The organism is Inquilinus sp. KBS0705 (assembly GCA_005938025.2).
Taxonomy (GTDB): domain Bacteria; phylum Bacteroidota; class Bacteroidia; order Sphingobacteriales; family Sphingobacteriaceae; genus Mucilaginibacter.
Window position 1 is genome coordinate 216,008 of record VCCI02000002.1, and the last position, 21,882, is coordinate 237,889.

Here is a 21,882-nt window from a genome sequence, read left to right on the forward strand (position 1 = left end):
ATAATTTTAACCTGATATGAGATTTCATAAAGAAGGATATACCTCCCTGGCTATTTGCATACTATTCATTTTTGTACTGAATGCATTAATACAGTTTTATTTTCCTGAAGCTTACGTTGTAAAATGGATCATTTACATCGCGTCGTTTTTGCTTTTTGTAACCATTGTACAGTTTTTTCGCAGCCCGGTGTTTGACATCAACATCGACGAAACCAACGTGCTTTGCCCTGCTGATGGTAAAGTGGTAGTAATTGAAGAAGCTGATGAACCTGAGTTTTTAAAGGATAGGCGCATACAGCTATCGGTGTTTATGTCTCCGGTTAATGTGCACGTAAACCGTAACCCTATTAGCGGGATAATAAAATACTTTAAATATCATCCGGGTAAATACCTGGTGGCATGGCACCCAAAATCATCTACCGAGAACGAACGCACCACCGTAGTAACCGAAAACAGCGAAGGCACACAGGTGCTTTTCCGCCAAATTGCGGGTGCTTTGGCTCGCCGTATTGTTTGGTACGTTAAAGAGGGCGATGAGGTGGTACAGGGCCAGCAATTCGGGTTTATTAAGTTTGGATCCAGGGTGGATATATTTTTACCCCTCGGCACTAAAATAAATGTAGAGCTTAACCAGGTGGTTAAAGGCGGCCGTACTGTATTGGCGCAGCTAAACAGTAACGGGGCATTACCTGCCGAAACAACAGATACAAACGCCACCGTTATTGAAGATGTAGCCACCCCATTATCTGACGAGCATGGCGAAGAGACGTTGGTTATAGAGCATGAGCCCAAAAAGGAAGCTGCTAAAACACCCGTTGCTAAAGCCCCGGCTAAACCAGTTGAAGAAGCATCTGTAAAACCCAAACCGACAGCAAAACGCCCGGCGGCTAAATCGCCTGCTGCAAAAGGAGCGGCTAAAAAGTAATAGCTTACAAGTAATAAAAAAAAAGCCTTTATGCATGCATAAAGGCTTTTTTTTATTAAACCGATCTTTAATAGTTATCGGTTAATTATGCCACAAGCCCAGCTCCCAGTCCATTAATGCTTTTTTTGCTTTTTCAGCCTCCCTAAGCTGGTCGGCGCCCTGTTTGTAATCGCTGATGCGTTCGTCCTTATCGTTAGATTGTTTAATGATGTAGCTGGTAAACAGGCGCTTCATAAATGTATCATCATAACTTAAAGCCGTTGCATCATTGTTGCGGTTTTGCACTTCTTTATTAGCTAATACCCGGCGTGCCTGCGGGAAGTATATCCAAAAAGCGGGCTGAAACGGTAAGTTTAGTCCGGCTGCTTTAGGCTTTATCATAGGTGCTATACCTATTATTCTGGGTTCAAAAACCGATAAGGCTTTATTAAACACCCAATCTTCTTTTATCCTAAACCGCACCACACTATCGGGGTTAAATTCACCAGCCCTAAACTCCGAGCCTATTTTATTACCATCCTTATCAAATTTGTCAACCACAGCGCTATCAGCCATGCGGCTTTTGGCTTGCTCGGCTGTAAAGCGGCGGGTAAAGGAGTCGCCTCCCGGGTCTTCTTTGGTCGGCGTAGGGTCAAACGGGGTTATCTCGCCAGAGGCAACTGCTTTCATCAACACATCTATCAGCCTTTGCTTTGGTGATGCCATATAGCGATTCATTTTTTCGCGTACATCAATGTCTCGCCATATGCGTTTGGCAAAGGCTACGTCAGTTTCGCGCAAGCTGGCGTAAGGTGTTTCGCGGGCGTTTTTTATGTCGGTCTTTTCGTAATAACCATCCAGTGGGCGCAAACGGGTAGATTTTGATATGACGAAGGTACCCGGTGAGCAATCGCTTTTTACATAGGTTTTGCCGTTATATGACGAGTCGCTGGTCCATATACCGCTAATAGTATAGGCCGATGCTGCGGAATCAAGCGTTAGCTTGCCACGCATTTTTTTAAGGCAAAATATGTACTGGTTGTTACAATCGCAATTTACTACCCTGTACTCATCCAGTATAATATCGGTGCCGTTTATACTGCCCTTTACCAGATAGTTTACAGTATGATAATCTAAGGTGCTAAACCTGGATGTGCCGTTTATTTGTTTCCCGTTTTGGGTAAGGTCCAACTCGATGGTGAAGTGTATCTTTTTGTCGGATTGCGGCAACTCGCCTATCCATTTACCTGATAGCTTTTGTGCCATGCAGGGGCTTATTCCCACTAAAAACATCACCAACAACAGGTATCTCATAGCAAAATTTGGAAAACAAAAAAAGCCTCTCTGGCATGCAGAAAGGCTCTAAATATACGAAAATCGTAATTAAACTCTTTTTGATTTGATACGAGCTGCTTTACCGGTAAGGGCACGCAGATAGAACAATTTAGCGCGACGTACTTTACCAACGCTGTTTACTTCTATTTTATCAATATTTGGAGAATTGTAAGGGAAGATACGCTCAACACCGATACCGTTTGATACCTTACGTACTGTAAAGGTTTCGCTGTTACCAACGCTATTGCGCTGTAAAACAACACCCTGGTAAAGCTGGATACGTTCTTTGTTACCTTCTCTGATCTTATAATATACGCTAACAGTATCACCGGCTTTAAAAGACGGGAATTGATTCTTTACTACTGATTGCTCTTCTACAAATTTTACTAAATCCATGATTATTAGCTCTTAAAGCGATTTTTAGCCCGTAAAAATCGGAGTGCAATAATACGGATAATTTTTAAAATAAAAAACTCTGTTTAAAAAATTTCAACATTTTGTTTTTTGTTAACAAATGATGCCCGTTTGCCTTGTATTATTTTGCAGCTTACGCATAGAATTTTTTAGTTTTTTACAGGTTATACAGGAACTTTTTCTTCTTTTTTACACCCCTGTCACTAACTAATATAAAAAATTATTCCATATATTTTTACGAATGCGGAAATAAAGTTGAGATGGTTTTAAACCCGGCTCAAAAATCAACCGTTTAATTAACCCGATCAACCACTCATTAACAGCCTACTCCAACAGGTCGGGTCTTCTTTCTTTTGTCCGTTCTACAGATTGTTCGAAACGCCACTTTTCTATTTCGGGGGTGTTGCCGCTTAATAGGATGTCGGGTACCTTGTGCCCGTTCCAATCGGCAGGGCGGGTGTAAACCGGCGCATCCAGCAGGTCGTTCTGGAACGAATCGGACAGGGCCGAGGTTTCGTCAGACAGTACACCGGGTATCAGCCTTACCACGGCGTCTACCAGTACCGCGGCGGGTAGCTCACCGCCCGATAGCACATAATCGCCAATGGATATCTCGCGGGTAACAAACAAATCGCGGATGCGCTGATCTATCCCTTTATAGTGCCCGCATAGTATGATGATGTTTTGTTTTATAGATAGCTGGTTGGCAATGCCCTGGTTAAGCGTTTCGCCATCGGGCGACATAAATATCACCTCGTCATACTCGCGCTCGGCCGTTAGCTTTTCTATACAGGCTGCAAAGGGCTGTATGGTCATTACCATGCCGCTGCCGCCGCCATAAGGGTAGTCGTCTACACTTTTTTGTTTGCCGGTAGCGTAATCGCGCAGGTTATGCACCACAACTTGCGCCACGCCCTTTTTTTGCGCGCGCTGTAAAATTGAGTGGGCAAAGGGGCTTTCGAGCAGGCCCGGCAAAACAGAGATGATATCAAAACGCATGGCGGCAAAGATAGGGATAGATGTGCAAATATGCAGATGTGCAAATGTGAAGATGAAATAGAGCAGCCAAGTTCATCCTGAGCCTATCGAAGTACGTGCGCAAAGGCCTATGCACCAATGGTTCGACGGGCTCACCATGACATCTGTGCGACCGGGTCATCCTGAGCCTGTCGAAGGACGCGCGTAAAGGCCAATTCGCCAATTGCTACGGCAAGCTCAGCATAACAGGCAGCATAGGGGCTACTACCCCCTATGCTGGTATATGCCCCATTCGTTGCCATCGGGGTCGGTAAAGTGGGCGGTTATCTCGGGCGCTTCGTTACCAATGGGTTGGGTTATGGTGCCGCCGCTGGTTTTTATTAATTTAACAGTAGCTTCGGCATCGTCAACCATTAGTGATATAAATAAGCCAACACCCATTGCCGGTTTACGGCCTTTTACCCAGCCGCCGCTTACCTGGCCCACACCGTCATCAAAGGATGCATTGCCCAGGTTATCCTCGCGGATGCGCCAGTTAAATACAGTTTTAAAAAACCGGGCCGATGCAGCTATATCTGCCGTTGGTATTACCACATAGCAAATTTTGCCGTGGCCAAATGTTGGTTGTTGCTCTTCCATTAGTTGCTCGTTTATATCTTTTTTTGTATTTGCCATGCGTGGCCAAAGGGGTCTAAAATTTGGCCCTGGCGATAACCGTAATCATAATCCCGCACGGGCGAGGTTTCTGTTGCCCCGGCAGCAATTGCCTGCTGCATTACCGTGTGTACGTCTTCTACAAACAAACCGATGGTTACCGTGGTAGCGCCTGCCTTCGCCGGACTAACATTCCTATCCGAAGTTTGCTCGTGGAGGTGAAAAAGGGTATCGCCAATAATAAATTCAGCTACATGCACACTGCCATCGTCGTTACCAAAACGCCTTAGTTCAAAAGCGCCGAAGGCACGGGTATAAAAGCTTACATCCTTAATACCATTGGGTATGGTAAGCTCGGGCGCAAAGGTGGCTTTTGGTGCCGGCCCCTGGCTTGCTGGTGGTGTAAATATTTGTACGTTCATATTGTAATCCGTTAAGTGGGTCGACAGGTTCCCCGCGCGTCATGGCGAGGCACGAAGCCATCTCCCTTAATGCAAGGCGTTTATGCACAGTCCGGAGATTGCTTTGTCGCTATCGCTCCGCGCAGTGACGTAGAGGGAGGGGGCTAATCCCCCTCTTCCAGCATAAAAATCTCCTCAAGCGGTTTGCCAAATACCCGGGCTATTTTTAGCGCCAGCACTGTTGAAGGTACGTATTTATTACTTTCGATAGTATTAATGGTTTGGCGGGATACGCCGATTTTTTCGGCCAGGTCGGCTTGTGTAATATTTAAAATGGCGCGCTCTATACGCAGTGTGTTCTTCATGCTTGCTGTAATTATAAAAAGCCCAGTTTTAAGCCGCTTTTGCCCTGCTGCCTTAGCCTGTATAAACGATAGTTAAATACCAGTAAAAATATAGCCGGTATAGTAACTAGGTTTAGTATCAGTACAAACAAAAAGCCGGTGCCATAAACCAGCACGTTTGCCAGTAACAGTATGGCGTAGTTGGCATACACGGCTATTTGCATGGCATCCAGGCGTATGCTATTAATGTATTCGTCTTCCTGTTTTTCTTTAGAGAAAACCCACAGCAGCATGGCTGCCGGCAATACATATATCAGGTTGGTGCCATCGTCGTTAGTGGCTGTAATTTGTACTACAGCTATGGCCGCCACCAATGCAAGGGTGCTAAAAATGCCTATCATGCGGTAAGGCTTATTGGCTAAAAACCTTACAGGTGTTATGGCATATTCGTCGCGGCTTTTATATAGCAGGTAATAAAAACGGGCTATAAATATAAGCAGCGGTGTTATCAGGTTATACACCAAAAAATTCAAACCATCGGCCACAAACTCTATCACCGTTTGCAGCACCGGCAGCCGCAGCCAAACATTTATAGTGGCAACCAAAAACACCAGCATATACCAGCCGTAGTTGATCAGTATGGACCAATACAGCGCGTTAAGCCTTATTTTGGCCGTAAGCTCGTCTTCGTGCTTTTGCTTGCTAAAGGCAATACATACCAGGCCAACAACTACCAACGTTAGTGCTAATTCGTTGGTCAGGTTTTCAAACATGGGCAAAAACAACGATGCTTTGTTGCGTAGCAGTAGCCCGAAGCCGGGTATCTTATAGTCGTTACGTATAACCAGGTAGCCTAATATAAATCCTGGCACGGTTAGCAGCCAACCCAGTGGCCTAAACCAGTTTGCTAATAAAAGTTTTGTTTTCATGCTTTTTATGTGTTACAGGTAATTAGTTTATTCTGTTTCTGATCTAAAGGAGCGGTTAAGCTGCCATATCTTCCAACGGAAACGGAAGATGAAGAAGGCAAGAGGTATCCACAGGTTCAGGTATAAAATGTGCTCCTTATCGTTTGAAAGTATAAGCGATACTACCAATAAAATATAGTTTAGATAAATGGCCCATTGTAACGAGTCGAGCCTTAGTTGTGATATTTGCTCGTCCTCTATCTTCTCTTTTGAAAAGGCTACCAAGAACAGCCCGATGGCCATAAACAAGGCTGTGCCTATAAAAAACAGATGCTCGCCGGTAAACAGGCTATCGCTATCCAGGCCGGTTCCATAGCCCTGAAAATGGTCGTTACCCACTTGCATCTTTCTTAAAGCCATAATAGGGATATGCAGAAAAATAAGGAACCAGCCTAAATACCTGCTCCAGTGGGGGAATAAATAGCGTGTTTTCATTTACTTGTAAAGTTTGATTTACCAAATGTAAAACAAAGTTTACAAATGTCAAGTATTTTGGTAACTATATATTACTTGGGACAAGGATTTTATTTAAAACATTTTTAAAATGATGGAATTTCTTTTAGGCATTATCATAATTCTCTTATGCGCAAAAGCTATTGGCAATGAGGATTAATTTTTTGAAGCTCGAATACCCATATACCTTTCTCTTGGGTATTTAAAAATCGGCTTTTCAATGATTTGGGGAATTTCAGTATCTAGGGTAGTGGGCGTTATTTTAAACATAACAGAATAATCCTTTCCATCGTCATGGTAAAATTGCAAGCCATAACCATCTGCTGTATAAAAAAAACCAGTTACTTGTGCAATTCCCTTTTTTAGGTTGACATTGAAAAACACATTTCTATCTCCCTGTGTAACTATTTCAAACGAATTTTCATCATTATTATATTCATACCCTTTCTTATACCAAGTCCATTCATTCTCATATATTGCTGCTATAACATCGCCTTTTCTATCACGTATTATAGCAGTCATAAATAACTTATTTGATCGAACAAATAATTTAATTAAGTCTTTATAATTTGGTGGGATACTAAATACACCTGTCCCTAGATTGAAAAAAGTACCGCCGTTTCCAATCTCCATTTTAGCAACCGCCACATCCGTATTATCGTTGATTTCTCCAAAACTGGAATTTATTCTATCAATCAAATCATCTTTTTTATTTTTTTCATGGGCATTATAAGCGATTACTAATGAAGCCGCTATACACGCAATAAAGGAAATTTTCTTTTTCCACGTGGATTTCTTCCATTTAATAGTAATAATTATAGAAAAAACGGCACTTAAGAGTATTAGAAGGACTTCTAAATCTTTCATAAAAAAGGGGCTATTGGTTTAGCCCCTTAATATAGGTATTACTTTTCTTCTTTCTTATCGGGTAGCTTGGTGTGTGCAGCTATATTAATCATTTGCTCTAAAGTGCCCTCAAACTTCACTTTCTCCTCGTACTTCTCTCCCCTTACTTTGCGCTTCGCTTTCGGGTCGTATGGTTTCTTAGCTTCTTCTTCCTTTGCCATAATCAAAATTACTTAATTAAATCTGCATAAGTCAAACGCACGTTGTTGATGTTTTTTACTGCATCCTCGAAACGGTTAACATCAGTTGTTTTACGTGTGTTGTAACGGTACTGGAACTCATTGCAGTAGCGACCTAAGTGTTTAGGGCTTACTTGGTGATAGATACCGTAAATGCCTCTCTTAAGTTGGCTAAAAAAGCCCTCTATGGTGTTAGTGTGCATTGCACCCCTTACGTACTCTTTGTTTACGTGGTTAACAACCTCGTGTTTGTAAGAGTGCTTAAGGCTACCATACATAGTTGAACTATCGGTAATGATTAAAGCGTTTTCAGCAACGTTAGCTTGTATCAATGGCAATACATCAGAGTATTTAACACTATTGGCTTGTAACACACGTGTGCGTACCTGGCCGCTCTCACGACCTACTATAGCAACAACGCTTGTTTTGCTGAAATACTGTGCGCCAGTAGCACGTAACTCCGCACGTTTTTTATTGCTTTTGTTTTTGGTTGCACCACCTACGTAAGTTTCGTCAATCTCTACTGTACCCTCTAATTGTTCAGGCTGGTTAGCATTAAGCATTTCACGTATACGGTGCAAAACAAACCATGCTGTTTTTTGAGTAATGTTTAAATCCCTTGACAACTGTAATGAAGAAACACCTTTTTTGTGAGCAGTACACAAGTACATTGCAGCAAACCATGTACGTAAAGAGATTTTTGTGTTTTCAAATATAGTACCTGTAGTAACGGTAAATTTCTTGTGGCACTCTTTTGCTTTGCATTTGTAGCCCCTATTGGTGACGTATGCGCCAACATTACCACAATGCGGACATGACGGCTCATTGCCCCAACGGCTTTGCGCTAAGTAGCTAATACAGGTAGTTTCCTCTTTGAAGAAATCTAATACTTGAATAAGGCTTTTGAATTGAGTTGTCATTGTTTCTTTGTTTGCTTATACAAATATAATATTAATAACTTAATGGGACAAATTTTATTTAATTATTTTGCATTAAAAACATAATAAATAATTAAACACAATAATAAATTTGCATAATTAAATTATTATACATACTTTTAAGCATGCCAATGGGGATGACAGGAGGCTTCGTCAAAAGTTTACTCCCATCATCCGTCAAATGGCTACCATAGTGCTTAGTTACAGCGGGAGTTTCTCTCAACAACATGTAACCATGCATAATGTTAAAGTCGTGCGTTGTAGTCCATTACACTACTGCTAAGTTTGAAAGCTACTACTCTCAATTCTTACGGCAAATGTGACCGTCTTCGCCCGCACAACATTCAACAATTCAATAGAGGGGCAGAATTTCTGCCCTTTCTTTTTCTGTATCAGGATTTAAATAGTATTTATATTTTTTGCCTCGCGTGTCAGCCTTAAGTATATTACCCCTGTATAATCTACTCGCTGCTCCTGTAAGTCCGTTGTATAATTTCTTTTCTTCTGTGTCGTCACCTGCTTTTAATAAGTAATCAACCATATGGTTAATGTAACCACCCTCAATCGCTCTTAACGCAAAAATTACTTTTTGGTCATAAGACATAAAAGTGTCATAGTTATTTATAGGTAACTTATTCGGTTGAAAACGAGTGGATTCATCAATATCTAAACCGACTAAATCAAACACAGCCAAGGCGGCTCTAACTTTTTCAAGTTGAATCAATAATCCCGTTTCTTTTTGTTTTAAATGTTGAACAAGTTGTTCGTCTGTTATTTCTAAACTCATAGCTACTACTCTATGGGGATAAAATTACAAATTAAAAATTACAATCCAAATGATTTTTGTAAAAAACACAAATGAAAACACAAAAAATTGACTGACTTTTCTTAACCGTGTTTATTTATGTGTTTTTTATTGCCAATGACCAATAAGCGTATTTTTTAAAATCTTTTTAAAGGCTAAAATATTTAGCATAACTTAGATTTATGTCAAGGCGTTTTAGAAAGGTGTATCTTATAACAGACGGTATAAATGTATTTGGTGAACATAATTACCTATCTACAGAAATATATAGGTTAAAGAGTTCGGCTGAAAATGTGTGTGCTGAAAAGCAACGTAAAGCAATGGAGGAGGCCAATAAATTCTACAACAAAAGCAATCCTATCCCTAAATATAAAGTACATGCTTTCTATCTAATACATGAGGGATTATTTGAAGAAGATAAATAAAATCCTTGTCCCAAGTAATATATAGTTACCAGTATTTTTGACAAATAAATTTTATTTATTACTAACGGAGTAGCAATCACCCTTAGTGCAAAGCATCACTGCACGCACAGTGGAAAAGATCTCACTTACGCACAAAAGTGTTATTAACAAATTATTCCCTTAGTCCTGCCAACTCGTTAGCTTACCGTTTTCGAAGTAATAATATTCGGACTTTCCGCTTGCAGTTTCATTGTAAACCCACTGTTCGTGCACGCCCCAACTTCCAACAGTCCGGTTTATCTCATCAGGCTTAGCTTTAAATTCTTCAAACATTTTTTTGGTCATCCCTATTGCAGGGCTACCGCTATAAATATATGATGCATATATCGGCCCGTACTTTCTTTTTAGGTCTTTGAGATACTCTTTATTAATAAATACATTCTTGAATTGAGTGACCCTATCAGACTGATATACCACCGTATCTTTAATAGTTGCCGGCATCCCTTTATACTTTATATTCCAAACTTTGCTATTTACATTGAATTTATAAAGCACAACCGTATCGCCTACCTTTATATTTAGTGGTCCCTTTTTGGTAACCTTATCAAATACAACAGTACCAGGTTCGTCGGTATAAGCAATTAAAGATGTTTGGGCTTTAGCTCCAAAAATAATTAAAGTGAGGAAGGCAGTAAACAAATATTTCATGCTTGAATATCGAAAAATTCCCTGGATTTAGCAACCCTTACTCGCTCAAATAAACATCCAGCAAGCCTTCGGGCAGGTCAATGTATATTTCTTCGGCTTCAATGTCAATGCCTTTTATGATATCCACATTCAGCGGGAAAAGTACTTCTTTGTTTTGGTAGGTAACCGTGGCTATCAGTTGCTGCGGGTACTCCTGCACTTCGGTTATTTCACCAAGCTCGCCGTGGGTTTCGTCAACCGCTATAAAGCCTTTTACATCTTTAAGGGTAAACTCCTCCTTTTTCTTTTTTGGCTTTAGCTTATTGGGCAGGTACAGGTCGCGTTTTACCAGCATAGCGGCCTTTTCAATGGTATCTACATCTTCTAAAAAAAGGTAGGCCTGGTTTTTTTGCAGGTATTTTATGGATGTGATAAAATAAGGCACCATTTTGCCGGCCATATCAATAAACAGCGAGTTGAATTTTATTTTATCGGCGCCGTCAAAATCAATATACAGCTGCATTTCGCCTTTAAGCCCTTTGGTTTTTAGCACGCTGCCTATCCTAAAGCAATCTTCGGTTTTCATATCTGTAAAACTGTTTAAATAACAATGGCGAAGAACCGTTGGGTTGCTTCGCCATTGTTGTGTTTGATACAGCTGATATCTTGTGTTTTGATACTTGATATCCGCTACTTGTATCTAAATAATTATTCTGCGCTTTCGGCTTCAGTTTCGGTATCAGCAGCAGTTTCTTCGGCTGGCGCTTCGGTTACTTCTTCTTCAACTTCTTCGGCAACAGGCGTATTTTTAGCAGCTATGGCTGCAGCTTTATCTTCTTTCTTTTTCGCTTCTGCAATTAAAGCTAATTTTTTAGCTTCATCTTTAGCAGCGTTAAGGTTTGATTTTTTGCCTGTTATTTTGCTGTCTTTTTGGTCTAACCACTCTGCAAATTTAGTATCTGCCTGTTCTTCGGTTAAGGCACCTTTTTTAACACCACCTTGTAAGTGTTTTTTGTATAATACACCTTTGTAAGATAGTATTGCACGGCAGGTATCGGTTGGCTGTGCGCCACTGTTTACCCAATCAAGGGTTTTATCAAAATTGATGTCGATTGTAGCTGGGTTGGTGTTAGGGTTGTATGAACCTATACGCTCAATAAAACGACCGTCTCTTGGAGCACGGGCATCTGCTACTACGATGTAATAAAAGGGTTTTCCTTTTTTACCGTGTCTTTGCAGTCTGATCTTAGTTGCCATTCTTTGTAATTTATGTATTCAACATTATCCCCGGAGTTCTTTCTGCGGGGATGCAAAGGTAAATAAATATTTAATAAATTAAAAGGCTTATAATTAAATATATATAAGTGCCTTCCCTAAATGCCTCACCTAATCCTCTCCAAAGGAGAGGACTTTAAGAGAAAACCACCCTCTCCTTTGGAGAGAGAGGGCGGGGTGAGGCAAGGCGGTAATCCGCCAGGCGAGTTGACTCACCCCCTGCCCCCTCTCTCCGTTGGCTAACGGACAAAGAGGAGGTTCTTTTTTCTTCTTAAACCCTCTTTCCGCGTAGCGGAGAGAGGGTCGCCCAGCGTAGCGTCGGCGGGGTGAGTTAACGGAGCGATTTGCAGCTTAAGACATATTTTGTAAATTTACTTATGCCATCCATTACAGAATTATGCCGGGAACTTAGAAGAAGACAAACCCCATCAAAAAATTTGCTTTGGCAGGCCTTAAGGAACAGAAACTTTAGCGGTAAAAAATTTTTGAGGCAACACCCTATTTGTGTAAAATCTACATTTGGCATAAATCAATATTATATTCCTGATTTTTATTGTGCCGAAGCTAAGTTGGTTATTGAAGCTGATGGACCTGTACATTTGTTTAAAAAAGAGTATGACAAGAACAGGGACGACGTATTAAGAGAATTAGGTTTAACTATTTTAAGGTTTGAAAACGATAATATCGAAAAGGATATCAATGGCGTTTTGAATAAAATTAAGGAGTATTTGTAGAGTGGAGAGTATATCGGTAATGTCCGCCAGGCGAGTTGACTCACCCCCTGTCCCCTTTCTCCGTTGGCTAACGGAAAGAGGGGGAGTTTTTTTTTCACCCTCTTTATGCGAAGCATAGAGAGGGTCGAACAGCATAGCGTATTCGGGGTGAGTTAACGGAGCGGAGGCAAGGCGCTAATGCCCGCGCGGCGAATTGACTCACCCCCTGCCCTTCTCTCCGCTACGCGCAAAGAGGGGGGCTCTTTTTTTCTTCTTAAACCCTCTTTACGCACAGCGTAGAGAGGGTCGCCCAGCGTAGCCTCGGCGGGGTGAGTTAACGGAGCGGAGCAGGTCGCTAATGCCCGCGGCGAGTTGACTCACCCCCTGCCCCTCTCTCCGTTGGCTAACGGACAAAGAGGGGGAGCTTTTTTAAACCCTCTTTCCGCGAAGCGGAGAGAGGGTCGAACAGCGTAGCGCATTCGGGGTGAGTTAACGCCGCCCATTGTTATTCTTTATTTCTTTTCCTCCTAATTATCCCCTATATTTAAAGCAACGCTAATGGTTAACAAAAGCGGCACCTAATACTTGATTAAACCCTAAACCCCCACAGTTAAAAAATGACCCTGAACCCATCTGTAAAAATATTTCCGGTAAAATTTGTAACAACAATAATCGCCGATAATCATATATAACGCTATATAGCCAAGGTCTCATAAAGCTATAAGATTTGTGAGGGGCCCGCACCTTAAGGGCCCCGGTTAATTAAAAAAATTCATAAAAAAAATGTCTCAATCTATTTTGATCCAATTTTGGTGGGTATTCCCGCTGATTGCTGCCGTGCTATTGTACAAATTTGTACTGCGCGTATTTTTTGGTATGATCATCGTTCCGGATGACCGTATTGGTTTAGTAGTAAAAAAGTTTACCCTTTACGGGGATAAGCGCCTGCCCGATGGCCGTATCATCGCCATAAACGGCGAGGCCGGTATGCAGGCCAAACCGCTTGCACCGGGCCTGTACTGGGGTATGTGGCCATGGCAATATGCCATAACCATGGGCCAGTTTACCGTTGTTGAGCAGGATAAGCTTGGCCTGGTAAAAGCTAAAGACGGCGCGCCGATGGATACCGGCCGTGTGCTGGGTAAACCTGTCGACTGCGACAAGTTCCAGGATTCGCAGGCTTTTTTAGAAAACAACGGCCAAAAAGGTCCTCAAGCGGCTTTCTTAACGCCGGGTAGCTACCGTATCAACACTTTTCTGTTCGAGATTGTGATGGTGCCCATTACCAGCATACACGAAAACAAGGTGGGTATTGTTACCACGCTTGACGGCGAGCCTTTGGAAAAAGGCGAGATAGCCGGAGGCTCGGTTGCGGGCCACCGTAACTATCAAGACCCTATGGCCTTTATTAAGGCCGGCGGTAAAAAAGGCTTGCAGGAAGATGTGATACTGGCCGGTACCTATTACCTTAACCCATGGTTTGCCATTGTAGAGCAGGTAGAGATGGTGCACATACACATTGGTTATGTGGGTGTGGTCAACTCGTTTGTTGGCCCCGAGGGTAAGGATACCAGCGGTGTGGGCTTTACACATGGTAACATTGTTAAAAAAGGCGATAAAGGTGTTTGGGACGAGCCGCTTGACCCTGGTAAGCACCCGGTAAACATTTATACCCACACGGTAGAGATTGTGCCTACCACCAATATTGTACTTAACTGGGCCAATAGCCGTACCGAGTCGCACGAGTTGGATAAAAACCTGTGTACCATTAGTGTGCGTTCGTCTGATGGATTTACGTTCAATTTGGACGTTTCGCAGATCATCCACATACCGCGTAACGATGCGCCAAAAGTGATAGCCCGATTTGGTAACACCAAAAACCTGGTATCGCAGGTGCTTGAGCCCACTATTGCCAACTACTTCCGTAACTCGGCGCAAAAAAGTGGCGTTATCGAGTTTTTAACCAACCGTTCGCAAAGGCAGGAGGATGCCCGTGCCCAAATAAGCAAGGTATTGGCCGAGTATAACGTTGAAGGTGTAGATACGCTGATAGGTGACATTGTGCCACCCGAAGCGCTGATGAAGACCCTTACCGACCGTAAAATAGCCGAGCAGGAACGCGTTACCTACGAAATTCAGAAAAGCGCCCAAATTGAGCGTAAGGAATTTGAAAGTGCCAAAGCCGGTGCCGATATGCAGCCCGAGGTGGTAAAATCAACCCGCCAGGTTGAGATAAACACCCAAATGGCGGCCTCAAAAGTAGCTGCTGCTAAAGGTGATGCCGAATCGAGGGTGATCAATGCCAAGGCCGATGCCGAAAATAAAACGATTATTGCACGTGCCGATGCCGAAGCAAAAACCATTAATGCCAAGGCCGATGCCAACGCAACCGAAGTTAACGGTAATGCCGACGCGGGTAAAATTAAGGCCATAGGTTTGGCCGAAGCCGAGGTTACCAAACAAAAAACCGAAGCCATGGGTACCGAGCAATATGCCATTGTGCGTGTAGCCGAGGCCCTTGCCAGCAACGGTATTAAACTGGTGCCCGAGATTTTGGTTAGCGGTAAAGATGGCGGCAGCAGCGGCATAATTGATGCCCTTATAGGCAACGAAATGCTTAAAAAGCTGCAACGCGAAGGTGAGGCTAAAAAAGTGGACATTAAGAAAAAGCCCGAAGAGCCTATTAATTAAAAGTTATCATTTCGACGAGGTACGAGGAGAAATCCTGTTCATAATGCAAAGTTCGTCACCTGCCTTTCGAACAAGATTTCTCCTCGCTATTGCTTCGTTCGAAATGACAATTCCACTAAAAAGAAAAAGCCACCCTTTCGGATGGCTTTTTCTTTTTTATCATGTAGCCCTTATATCGATAGTATCTCTACTATCTTTAAAAAGCCCGGGTTAATTTCTACGTTATGCTTGCAGGCGTGTTCAAACGGGGTGTAAGATATCTCGTTGTGTATGATGCCTATCATTTCGTTACGGTGGCCGTCTCTTAACGCTTCAACAGCGGCAACACCTACACGGCTGGCCAGTACCCTATCCATACAGGTTGGGCGGCCCCCGCGTTGTATGTGGCCCAGTATAGATACCCTTGTATCGTAGTTAGGGAATTTCTCTTTCACCTGGTGGCCTATCTCAAAAGCATTACCAGCCTCTTCGCCCTCGGCAACAATCACAATTTTTGATGATTTATCGCGGCGACCATTTTCAAGGCGCTCAAACAAAGCGTTAATATCACGGTTGGTTTCGGGTATCAATATGGCCTCGGCACCTGATGCAATACCGGTACGTAAAGCAATTAAACCCGAGTCGCGGCCCATTACTTCAACAATAAACAGCCTGTCGTGCGATTCGGCCGTGTCGCGTATCTTATCAACCGCGTTAATTACGGTATTAATGGCCGTATCGTAACCGATGGTAAAATCGGTACCTAAAAGGTCGTTATCAATTGTTCCGGGCAGGCCAACTACAGGTATATCGTATTCGCCACCAAAAATTCGCGCGCCGGTAAAAGTACCGTCGCCGCCAATGGCAACCAGTGCATCAACACCATGCTTTGTTAATTGGTCGTATGCCAGCCTGCGGCCCTCTTTAGTTTTAAACTGCTCGCTGCGGGCGGTTTTTAAGATGGTACCGCCACGTTGAATAATGTTGGCAACCGATTTTTGATCCATGCTGAAAAACTCACCATTTATCATCCCCTCGTAGCCCCTGCGTATACCGGTAACCTGTAAATTATAGTAAATAGCCGTGCGTACAACAGCCCTTATAGCGGCATTCATGCCCGGCGCATCGCCCCCTGAAGTATAAATTCCTATGTTTTTGATCTGCGTCATTGTAAAAAAAGGCGCTGTCGCTTTGTAAAATGTATAATCGACGGTTTACAGAAAATGCTTAATTGTGCCCAATTCTGTAAAGTTCGGCGAATTTACATTATTTTTTTTACCCCGCCTACTTTTTATACGCTGATATCCCACTATCCAGATAGGAAATAAAGGATTTTATGTCTGTAGCACCTATTGGCTCAACCAGCGTTTCGCCTTTTTGGTTAATAATAACATAGTAAGGCTGCGCGTTGGAGTTGTATTTTGATATTTCCCTATCAAGGTTATTATCGCCAATTGTAGTTATTTTTTTACCGGTAGTTGCCGATGTGTACTGCTCGGCTGCAGGCAGGTCGGTTTTATCGTCTATCACCAGCTGCAACATTACAAAATCATTTTGAAGCCGCTTAAACACCTCCGGATTGGGGAAAACATTTTGCTCCATCTGGCGGCAGTTAACGCAATTCCAACCGGTAAAATCAATCAGTATGGGTTTGTTAAGCTGTTTGGCTACTTCTATGGCCTGGTCGTAATCGTACCAATCGTCAATGCCTTTAACCTTGGGTAAGCTTTTAAAAAGCTCTTCGTATTTTTTAGTTTTAATTGTTGTTGTATTTACCGGGGCAGGTGCGGCTGGTGCGTTACCTCCTGATATGTCAAAATCCTGCGTGCTTAATGGTGGCAGTAATGCGCTGATAGATTTTAATGGCGCGCCCCAAAGGCCAGGTATCATGTAGATGGTAAAGGCAATTACGCCCGTTGCTATAAATGTGCGCGTTACCGATAGATGCGGCACATCGCTGTCATGCGAAAATTTGATCTTGCCAATAAGGTACAAACTCATTAGTATACCAATGGCTATCCATATAGATAATACCACCTCGCGGTCAATCAGGTTCCAATGGTAGGCCAGGTCAACATTCGATAAAAATTTAAGTGCGAAGGCTATTTCGATAAATCCTAACACCACTTTAACACTGTTTAACCACCCGCCCGATTTTGGCAGACTTTTTAACGCCGAGGGGAACGTAGCAAATATGGTAAATGGCAAGGCAATAGCCAACGAAAAGCCAAACATTACAACTGCCGGGGCAAGCCTGTCGCCTTTGGTAAAGGCACTTGAAAGCACACCACCAATAGCAGGGCCGGTACACGAAAACGACACCACCACCAATGTAGCTGCCATAAAAAATATACCTGCAAAACCGCCTTTATCTGAGTTTGCATCAAGCTTGTTTGCTAAAGAGCTGGGCAGTGTTATTTCGAACGCGCCTAAAAACGATGCCCCGAACACAACCAGCATTAGAAAGAAAAAGAAGTTGAAGTAGCCGTTGGTAGCCAGACCGTTTAAAGCCGCGGGGCCAAATATGATGGTAATAAGCAAGCCAAAAACCACATATATAAATATGATAGAAAAACCGTAAAGGCACGACTGCCAAATGGCATTGGCCCTGGTGCCGCCCCGTTTTGTAAAAAAGCTCACCGTTAATGGCAGCATAGGGTAAACACAGGGTAACAAAAACGCCGCAAAACCGCCTAAGAAACCGATAATAAATAATTGCCAAAGGCTTTTTTGACTATCGGTTGTATTAATACTTGTTTTACTTGCAGCCGCTTTGGCAACAGAATCTGCCTTTACTTTAGCCAGCGAATCAGCCTTTTTTTTGTTGGCGGCAATTTGCTGAGAGGCCGACGGCACATCCGTAAATTGCACATCGCCGGTAGATACGGTATCGGTAGTTTGCGCCTTTACCTGTTGTGGTGTAACGGCGGCAAGCGCTGCAATGGCTAAAACAAAAAATAGTGCGCGGCGTAATAGGCTGCGCATTGAGGCTGGTTTCATTTATTTACAATTATTTACCTAAGGGGATAGTAAACTCAACCTCGTCCGGGGGCAGGCATTTGGTATTGTTACAGGTCATAAACTCCAGCTTGCCGCTCACCGCGGTAGCATTGGACGATTTTATTTTAACCTTTTGCTGGAAAACAACCGAGTTTTCAAAGTAGCCTACGTTCATGCCAAAAACTTTTTCGTATTTAGTTATAGGGGTAGGCTCGGTTGGCTTGCCAACAATTGCATAGTCTTTTGATGGGGTAAAGGTAAAGCTGGTTTTAACCGGCCCGCCATCCTTTACATTTTGCGAGTATATATGCCAGTCTTTATCTATGGTTGCTTTTATCAATACAACGGCTTCGGTAGCGCTTACCTTTTTGGCAGCGTATGACCAGCGCACGTGCGATTCGACCTGGGCTTTTGCGCCCATTGTTATTACTAAAGCTACTATCGCTAAAAATACTTTCTTCATCTTATTTGTTTAAAAACTCTATTTCCTTTAAATTATATAGTTGTTGGCCAGCAGCTGTTGCTACTACTAACAAACCATTATCCTGTACATTTATTATGGTACCATCAAACTCTACTCCGTTCGACTTAAATCTGTGCCGTTCGTTTAACCAGTATAGTCGGCTTAAATATATATTCCTTACAAACGAAAACCTGCCAGCTTTAAGGTGCAGGTAGTACGCTTCAATATTATTGCAAATCTCTGATAATATATTTTTTAAATCATAATCCTTGTGCAATATCTGCTTTATTGATGTAGCATTTGCCGCGCTTTCCGGAAACTCGTCCTGGTTTACGTTAATACCGATGCCAATAACCGAGTTTTTTATCTGGCTGCCCTTTAAGATGTTCTCTATCAGCATCCCCCCGAGTTTTTTATCGCCGTAATAAATATCGTTGGGCCATTTTATCTTCAGTTTATCGCCCAATAATGGCTGTAAAGCATCAAAAACGCCCATACTTGCGATCCTTGTAACATCAAACTGCCCCTGCGCGTCTACAAAGCCGGGGTTTAATAATATGCTAAAAGTTAAGTTTTTTCCGGGTTGGGCATACCAAACATTTTGGTGCTGGCCCCGGCCCGCGAACTGCTCTTCTGCCATAATGACCGTACCTTCAGGTACTGGCTTGGAATTTGACAGTATATTTTTCAGGAAATTGTTGGTAGAGTCCACTTCTTTTAGTGTCACTAAATTTTGTCCAACAAATAATCCTGAAAATATGTTATTTTGCAACGTATAATATAATTTAACCTGAAATCGTTTCAAAACTAATTCTTTTTGATGGTAAAAAGCAAAGTGTTAAATGAATCTACCTACATTTCTGAACTGGCCATACATGGTATGCAGGAGAAAAAAGGTAATGATCTGGTAAGGCTTGATCTTCGTAATATTAATAGTTCGGTTGCTGATTACTTTGTAATTTGCCACGCCGATTCAGCCACACAAGTAAAAGCAATTGCTAATAGTGTTGAGGATGAAATTTATAAGGCCATAAAACAAGACCCATGGCGCAAAGAGGGGCTTGAGCATGGCGAATGGATACTGCTGGATTACATTGATGTGGTTATACACATCTTCAGAACAGACAAACGTGAGTTTTATGGAGTTGAAGACCTGTGGGGTGATGCTGAAATAAAAAGCTATAAAAGCGCTTAAGCGTAAAAAGCCCCTTTAAAATTTATTTATTGATTAGTGAGCTTATTTAAAAATGAAAGATAACGAGAATAGATCCGAAAGCCCAAAACCTTTACGGAAGATACCGAATAAAAAAATTACTCCAAAAGCACCCAAAAACGGTTTAATGTGGCTATATGCCATACTTATAATTGGCTTATTGGTAGTTCCTACCCTTTTTTCGGGCAATAGCGGCAAACCTATTACCTTCCAATATTTTAGCAATAACATGCTAAAGGCACATGATGTAGCCAAAATAGTGGTATACAAAAATGGCGACCTGGTGAGCGCCGATGTTTATATTAAAAAAGATAGCCTGGTTAAGCCAATTTATGCCGATGCGCCTAAACAGCAAAACAAGCTGAACATGCAGGCAGAAGGCCCGCAATATACTTTTACCGATGCCTCGTACGAAAGCCTTAAGCAATCTGTACAGGCGGCAGAAAAAGATATGCCCGATGCCGAAAAAACGCCTATACAGTACGAGCAGGGTAAAGAAAACCTGCTGAGCAACTGGCTGGTACAATGTGTAATTATGGCCGTGTTGCTGGTTGGCGTATGGATGTTTATTATGCGCCGCATGAGCGGTGGCAATGGCGGCGGCCCGGGCGGGCAGATATTTAACATAGGTAAATCAAAAGCTACCTTGTTTGATAAAGAAGCCCAGGTATCGGTTACGTTTAATGATGTTGCCGGTTTGGAAGAAGCCAAGCAAGAGGTGATGGAGATTGTAGATTTCCTTAAAAACCCCAAAAAATATACTAACCTGGGTGGCAAAATTCCTAAAGGCGCATTGCTTGTAGGGTCGCCGGGTACAGGTAAAACCTTATTGGCCAAAGCCGTTGCCGGCGAGGCACAGGTGCCTTTCTTCTCACTGTCGGGTTCCGACTTTGTGGAGATGTTTGTGGGTGTGGGTGCATCGCGTGTGCGCGATTTGTTCCGCCAGGCTAAAGACAAAGCGCCATGTATCATTTTTATTGATGAGATTGATGCTATTGGCCGCGCCCGTGGTAAAAACAATATGATGGGCGGTAACGACGAACGCGAAAACACCCTTAACCAATTACTGGTTGAGATGGATGGTTTCGGTACCGATTCGGGCATTATTATACTTGCTGCAACCAACCGCCCCGATGTATTAGACAGCGCCTTAATGCGCCCGGGGCGTTTTGACAGGCAAGTATCTATTGACAAACCCGACCTGATAGGCCGCGAGCAAATATTTAAAGTACACTTAAAGCCGATAAAATTAGCCGACGGTGTAGACCCAAAAAAACTATCGGCCCAAACCCCTGGTTTTGCCGGTGCCGAAATAGCCAACGTTTGTAATGAGGCTGCTTTGATAGCTGCCCGCCAAAACAAAGAGGCTGTTGATATGAAGGATTTCCAGGACGCGATTGACCGTGTTATTGGTGGCCTTGAAAAGAAAAACACGTTGATCTCTCCGGAAGAGAAACGTGTGGTTGCGTATCACGAAGCCGGGCATGCCATTGCAGGCTGGTTTTTAGAGCATACTGACCCATTGGTTAAGGTATCAATAGTGCCGCGTGGCGTTGCCGCGTTGGGTTATGCGCAGTATCTGCCAAACGAAAGGTTCCTGGTGGCCAAAGAGGAATTAATTGACGATATGACGCTTTCTATGGGCGGGCGTGTTGCCGAGGATATTGTATTTGGTAAAATTACAACCGGCGCATTAAGCGATCTGGAACGTATTACACGCCTTGCATATGGCATGGTGAAGATATACGGTATGAACGATAAGGTGGGTAACCTATCATTCTACGACCCGCAGGGCGAAAACCAGTTTGTAAAACCATACTCGGATGCTACTGCAGAACTTATTGATGCCGAGGTGCGTAATTTGATAGATTCGGTTTATTCGCGCACAAAGGAGTTGTTGAACAAACACCGTGAGGGTCTTGAGAACGTAGCCGCCAAATTATTGGAGAAAGAAGTGCTGTTTCAGTCGGATTTGGAAGAAATATTGGGTAAACGTCCATTTGAGCACCGTACCGCTTACGATAAATTTGTAAACGGCGAGCCTGCGCTGGTGCCTGATAATAACGCGATACCTGACAACCTGATCAACCCCGAATTATCAAGGATTGACAGCGCAACAGATACCGCTGCTAAAGACTAATGTTTAGCTAAAGCTTAAAGCCGGAAAGATCAATCAAA

At 42.8% G+C, this 21,882-nt stretch carries 23 protein-coding genes and 1 pseudogene; 6 read left to right on the forward strand and 18 right to left on the reverse strand.

Annotated elements, in window-relative coordinates; all coding sequences use genetic code 11:
- The first annotated feature begins 16 nt into the window (after positions 1-16).
- Positions 17-676, forward strand: a pseudogene (locus FFF34_012305) (phosphatidylserine decarboxylase family protein).
- Between the two features lie 330 nt (positions 677-1,006).
- On the opposite strand, the gene gldN reads toward FFF34_012305, so the two are convergent.
- From gldN to FFF34_012360, 11 genes are all read right to left on the reverse strand, one after another.
- On the reverse strand, positions 1,007-1,918 hold the full coding sequence (gldN, locus tag FFF34_012310; protein ID TSD65064.1) for a gliding motility protein GldN: 912 nt from the start codon (positions 1,916-1,918) through the stop codon (positions 1,007-1,009).
- Between the two features lie 369 nt (positions 1,919-2,287).
- Complete coding sequence (locus FFF34_012315; GenBank protein ID TSD64682.1) at positions 2,288-2,635, reverse strand: 50S ribosomal protein L19; 348 nt, start codon at positions 2,633-2,635, stop codon at positions 2,288-2,290.
- A gap of 342 nt (positions 2,636-2,977) precedes the next feature.
- Positions 2,978-3,652, reverse strand: a complete 675-nt coding sequence (gene trmD, locus FFF34_012320) for a tRNA (guanosine(37)-N1)-methyltransferase TrmD (protein ID TSD64683.1) — start codon at positions 3,650-3,652, stop codon at positions 2,978-2,980.
- A gap of 243 nt (positions 3,653-3,895) precedes the next feature.
- The gene (locus tag FFF34_012325) at positions 3,896-4,270 is read right to left on the reverse strand and encodes a VOC family protein (GenBank protein ID TSD65065.1); all 375 of its coding nucleotides are present in this window, start codon (positions 4,268-4,270) and stop codon (positions 3,896-3,898) included.
- An 11-nt stretch (positions 4,271-4,281) separates the two neighbouring features.
- Positions 4,282-4,707 (reverse strand): VOC family protein, encoded by a 426-nt coding sequence (locus FFF34_012330; protein ID TSD64684.1) that lies wholly within the window; start codon positions 4,705-4,707, stop codon positions 4,282-4,284.
- A 143-nt stretch (positions 4,708-4,850) separates the two neighbouring features.
- A complete protein-coding gene (locus tag FFF34_012335; protein ID TSD64685.1) occupies positions 4,851-5,051 on the reverse strand; it encodes a helix-turn-helix transcriptional regulator in 201 nt (66 codons plus the stop codon).
- A gap of 11 nt (positions 5,052-5,062) precedes the next feature.
- The gene (locus tag FFF34_012340) at positions 5,063-5,959 is read right to left on the reverse strand and encodes a hypothetical protein (protein TSD64686.1); all 897 of its coding nucleotides are present in this window, start codon (positions 5,957-5,959) and stop codon (positions 5,063-5,065) included.
- A gap of 27 nt (positions 5,960-5,986) precedes the next feature.
- Entirely contained in the window at positions 5,987-6,433 is a 447-nt protein-coding gene (locus FFF34_012345; GenBank protein TSD64687.1) for a hypothetical protein, read from the reverse strand.
- A gap of 174 nt (positions 6,434-6,607) precedes the next feature.
- Positions 6,608-7,318, reverse strand: a complete 711-nt coding sequence (locus FFF34_012350; protein TSD64688.1) for a hypothetical protein — start codon at positions 7,316-7,318, stop codon at positions 6,608-6,610.
- Positions 7,319-7,526: 208 nt separating this feature from the next.
- Complete coding sequence (locus FFF34_012355; GenBank protein TSD64689.1) at positions 7,527-8,456, reverse strand: IS1595 family transposase; 930 nt, start codon at positions 8,454-8,456, stop codon at positions 7,527-7,529.
- Between the two features lie 370 nt (positions 8,457-8,826).
- Entirely contained in the window at positions 8,827-9,261 is a 435-nt protein-coding gene (locus tag FFF34_012360) for a hypothetical protein (GenBank protein TSD64690.1), read from the reverse strand.
- Between the two features lie 200 nt (positions 9,262-9,461).
- On the opposite strand from FFF34_012360, the gene FFF34_012365 reads away from it, so the two are divergent.
- The gene (locus tag FFF34_012365) at positions 9,462-9,704 is read left to right on the forward strand and encodes a hypothetical protein (protein TSD64691.1); all 243 of its coding nucleotides are present in this window, start codon (positions 9,462-9,464) and stop codon (positions 9,702-9,704) included.
- A gap of 159 nt (positions 9,705-9,863) precedes the next feature.
- Here FFF34_012365 and FFF34_012370 read toward each other — a convergent pair whose 3' ends face one another.
- The 3 genes from FFF34_012370 to FFF34_012380 all read right to left on the reverse strand — a co-directional run bounded on the left by FFF34_012370 (position 9,864) and on the right by FFF34_012380 (position 11,627).
- Positions 9,864-10,391, reverse strand: a complete 528-nt coding sequence (locus FFF34_012370) for a hypothetical protein (protein TSD64692.1) — start codon at positions 10,389-10,391, stop codon at positions 9,864-9,866.
- 37 nt (positions 10,392-10,428) lie between these two features.
- On the reverse strand, positions 10,429-10,956 hold the full coding sequence (rimM, locus tag FFF34_012375; protein TSD64693.1) for a 16S rRNA processing protein RimM: 528 nt from the start codon (positions 10,954-10,956) through the stop codon (positions 10,429-10,431).
- Between the two features lie 122 nt (positions 10,957-11,078).
- Complete coding sequence (locus FFF34_012380; protein TSD64694.1) at positions 11,079-11,627, reverse strand: 30S ribosomal protein S16; 549 nt, start codon at positions 11,625-11,627, stop codon at positions 11,079-11,081.
- A gap of 395 nt (positions 11,628-12,022) precedes the next feature.
- Here FFF34_012380 and FFF34_012385 point away from each other — a divergent pair, with 395 nt between their 5' ends.
- Positions 12,023-12,379, forward strand: a complete 357-nt coding sequence (locus tag FFF34_012385; GenBank protein ID TSD64695.1) for an endonuclease domain-containing protein — start codon at positions 12,023-12,025, stop codon at positions 12,377-12,379.
- 762 nt (positions 12,380-13,141) lie between these two features.
- Positions 13,142-15,049 (forward strand): flotillin family protein, encoded by a 1,908-nt coding sequence (locus tag FFF34_012390; protein TSD64696.1) that lies wholly within the window; start codon positions 13,142-13,144, stop codon positions 15,047-15,049.
- 170 nt (positions 15,050-15,219) lie between these two features.
- Here FFF34_012390 and pfkA read toward each other — a convergent pair whose 3' ends face one another.
- The 4 genes from pfkA to FFF34_012410 form a co-directional block, all read right to left on the reverse strand.
- Entirely contained in the window at positions 15,220-16,197 is a 978-nt protein-coding gene (pfkA, locus tag FFF34_012395) for a 6-phosphofructokinase (GenBank protein TSD64697.1), read from the reverse strand.
- Between the two features lie 115 nt (positions 16,198-16,312).
- Complete coding sequence (locus FFF34_012400) at positions 16,313-18,013, reverse strand: DUF255 domain-containing protein (protein ID TSD65066.1); 1,701 nt, start codon at positions 18,011-18,013, stop codon at positions 16,313-16,315.
- A 25-nt stretch (positions 18,014-18,038) separates the two neighbouring features.
- Complete coding sequence (locus tag FFF34_012405; protein TSD64698.1) at positions 18,039-18,491, reverse strand: sugar transporter; 453 nt, start codon at positions 18,489-18,491, stop codon at positions 18,039-18,041.
- A gap of 1 nt (position 18,492) precedes the next feature.
- Positions 18,493-19,263: a biotin--[acetyl-CoA-carboxylase] ligase gene (locus FFF34_012410; protein ID TSD64699.1), complete on the reverse strand. Its 771-nt coding sequence runs from the start codon at positions 19,261-19,263 to the stop codon at positions 18,493-18,495.
- 48 nt (positions 19,264-19,311) lie between these two features.
- Between FFF34_012410 and rsfS the strand changes: the two genes are divergently transcribed.
- A complete protein-coding gene (rsfS, locus tag FFF34_012415; GenBank protein ID TSD64700.1) occupies positions 19,312-19,686 on the forward strand; it encodes a ribosome silencing factor in 375 nt (124 codons plus the stop codon).
- A 52-nt stretch (positions 19,687-19,738) separates the two neighbouring features.
- Complete coding sequence (gene hflB / locus FFF34_012420; protein TSD64701.1) at positions 19,739-21,844, forward strand: ATP-dependent zinc metalloprotease FtsH; 2,106 nt, start codon at positions 19,739-19,741, stop codon at positions 21,842-21,844.
- Positions 21,845-21,882: the final 38 nt, after the last annotated feature.

Excerpts from the sequence above, each read along its gene's own strand:
- gldN (TSD65064.1), bottom strand. The coding sequence starts at position 1,918 with ATGCGTGGCAAGCTAACGCTTGATTCCGCAGCATCGGCCTATACTATT.
- FFF34_012315 (TSD64682.1), bottom strand. The coding sequence starts at position 2,635 with ATGGATTTAGTAAAATTTGTAGAAGAGCAATCAGTAGTAAAGAATCAA.
- trmD (TSD64683.1), bottom strand. The coding sequence starts at position 3,652 with ATGCGTTTTGATATCATCTCTGTTTTGCCGGGCCTGCTCGAAAGCCCC.
- FFF34_012325 (TSD65065.1), bottom strand. The coding sequence starts at position 4,270 with ATGGAAGAGCAACAACCAACATTTGGCCACGGCAAAATTTGCTATGTG.
- FFF34_012330 (TSD64684.1), bottom strand. The coding sequence starts at position 4,707 with ATGAACGTACAAATATTTACACCACCAGCAAGCCAGGGGCCGGCACCA.
- FFF34_012335 (TSD64685.1), bottom strand. The coding sequence starts at position 5,051 with ATGAAGAACACACTGCGTATAGAGCGCGCCATTTTAAATATTACACAA.
- FFF34_012340 (TSD64686.1), bottom strand. The coding sequence starts at position 5,959 with ATGAAAACAAAACTTTTATTAGCAAACTGGTTTAGGCCACTGGGTTGG.
- FFF34_012345 (TSD64687.1), bottom strand. The coding sequence starts at position 6,433 with ATGAAAACACGCTATTTATTCCCCCACTGGAGCAGGTATTTAGGCTGG.
- FFF34_012350 (TSD64688.1), bottom strand. The coding sequence starts at position 7,318 with ATGAAAGATTTAGAAGTCCTTCTAATACTCTTAAGTGCCGTTTTTTCT.
- FFF34_012355 (TSD64689.1), bottom strand. The coding sequence starts at position 8,456 with ATGACAACTCAATTCAAAAGCCTTATTCAAGTATTAGATTTCTTCAAA.
- FFF34_012360 (TSD64690.1), bottom strand. The coding sequence starts at position 9,261 with ATGAGTTTAGAAATAACAGACGAACAACTTGTTCAACATTTAAAACAA.
- FFF34_012365 (TSD64691.1), top strand. The coding sequence starts at position 9,462 with ATGTCAAGGCGTTTTAGAAAGGTGTATCTTATAACAGACGGTATAAAT.
- FFF34_012370 (TSD64692.1), bottom strand. The coding sequence starts at position 10,391 with ATGAAATATTTGTTTACTGCCTTCCTCACTTTAATTATTTTTGGAGCT.
- rimM (TSD64693.1), bottom strand. The coding sequence starts at position 10,956 with ATGAAAACCGAAGATTGCTTTAGGATAGGCAGCGTGCTAAAAACCAAA.
- FFF34_012380 (TSD64694.1), bottom strand. The coding sequence starts at position 11,627 with ATGGCAACTAAGATCAGACTGCAAAGACACGGTAAAAAAGGAAAACCC.
- FFF34_012385 (TSD64695.1), top strand. The coding sequence starts at position 12,023 with ATGCCATCCATTACAGAATTATGCCGGGAACTTAGAAGAAGACAAACC.
- FFF34_012390 (TSD64696.1), top strand. The coding sequence starts at position 13,142 with ATGTCTCAATCTATTTTGATCCAATTTTGGTGGGTATTCCCGCTGATT.
- pfkA (TSD64697.1), bottom strand. The coding sequence starts at position 16,197 with ATGACGCAGATCAAAAACATAGGAATTTATACTTCAGGGGGCGATGCG.
- FFF34_012400 (TSD65066.1), bottom strand. The coding sequence starts at position 18,013 with ATGCGCAGCCTATTACGCCGCGCACTATTTTTTGTTTTAGCCATTGCA.
- FFF34_012405 (TSD64698.1), bottom strand. The coding sequence starts at position 18,491 with ATGAAGAAAGTATTTTTAGCGATAGTAGCTTTAGTAATAACAATGGGC.
- rsfS (TSD64700.1), top strand. The coding sequence starts at position 19,312 with ATGGTAAAAAGCAAAGTGTTAAATGAATCTACCTACATTTCTGAACTG.
- hflB (TSD64701.1), top strand. The coding sequence starts at position 19,739 with ATGAAAGATAACGAGAATAGATCCGAAAGCCCAAAACCTTTACGGAAG.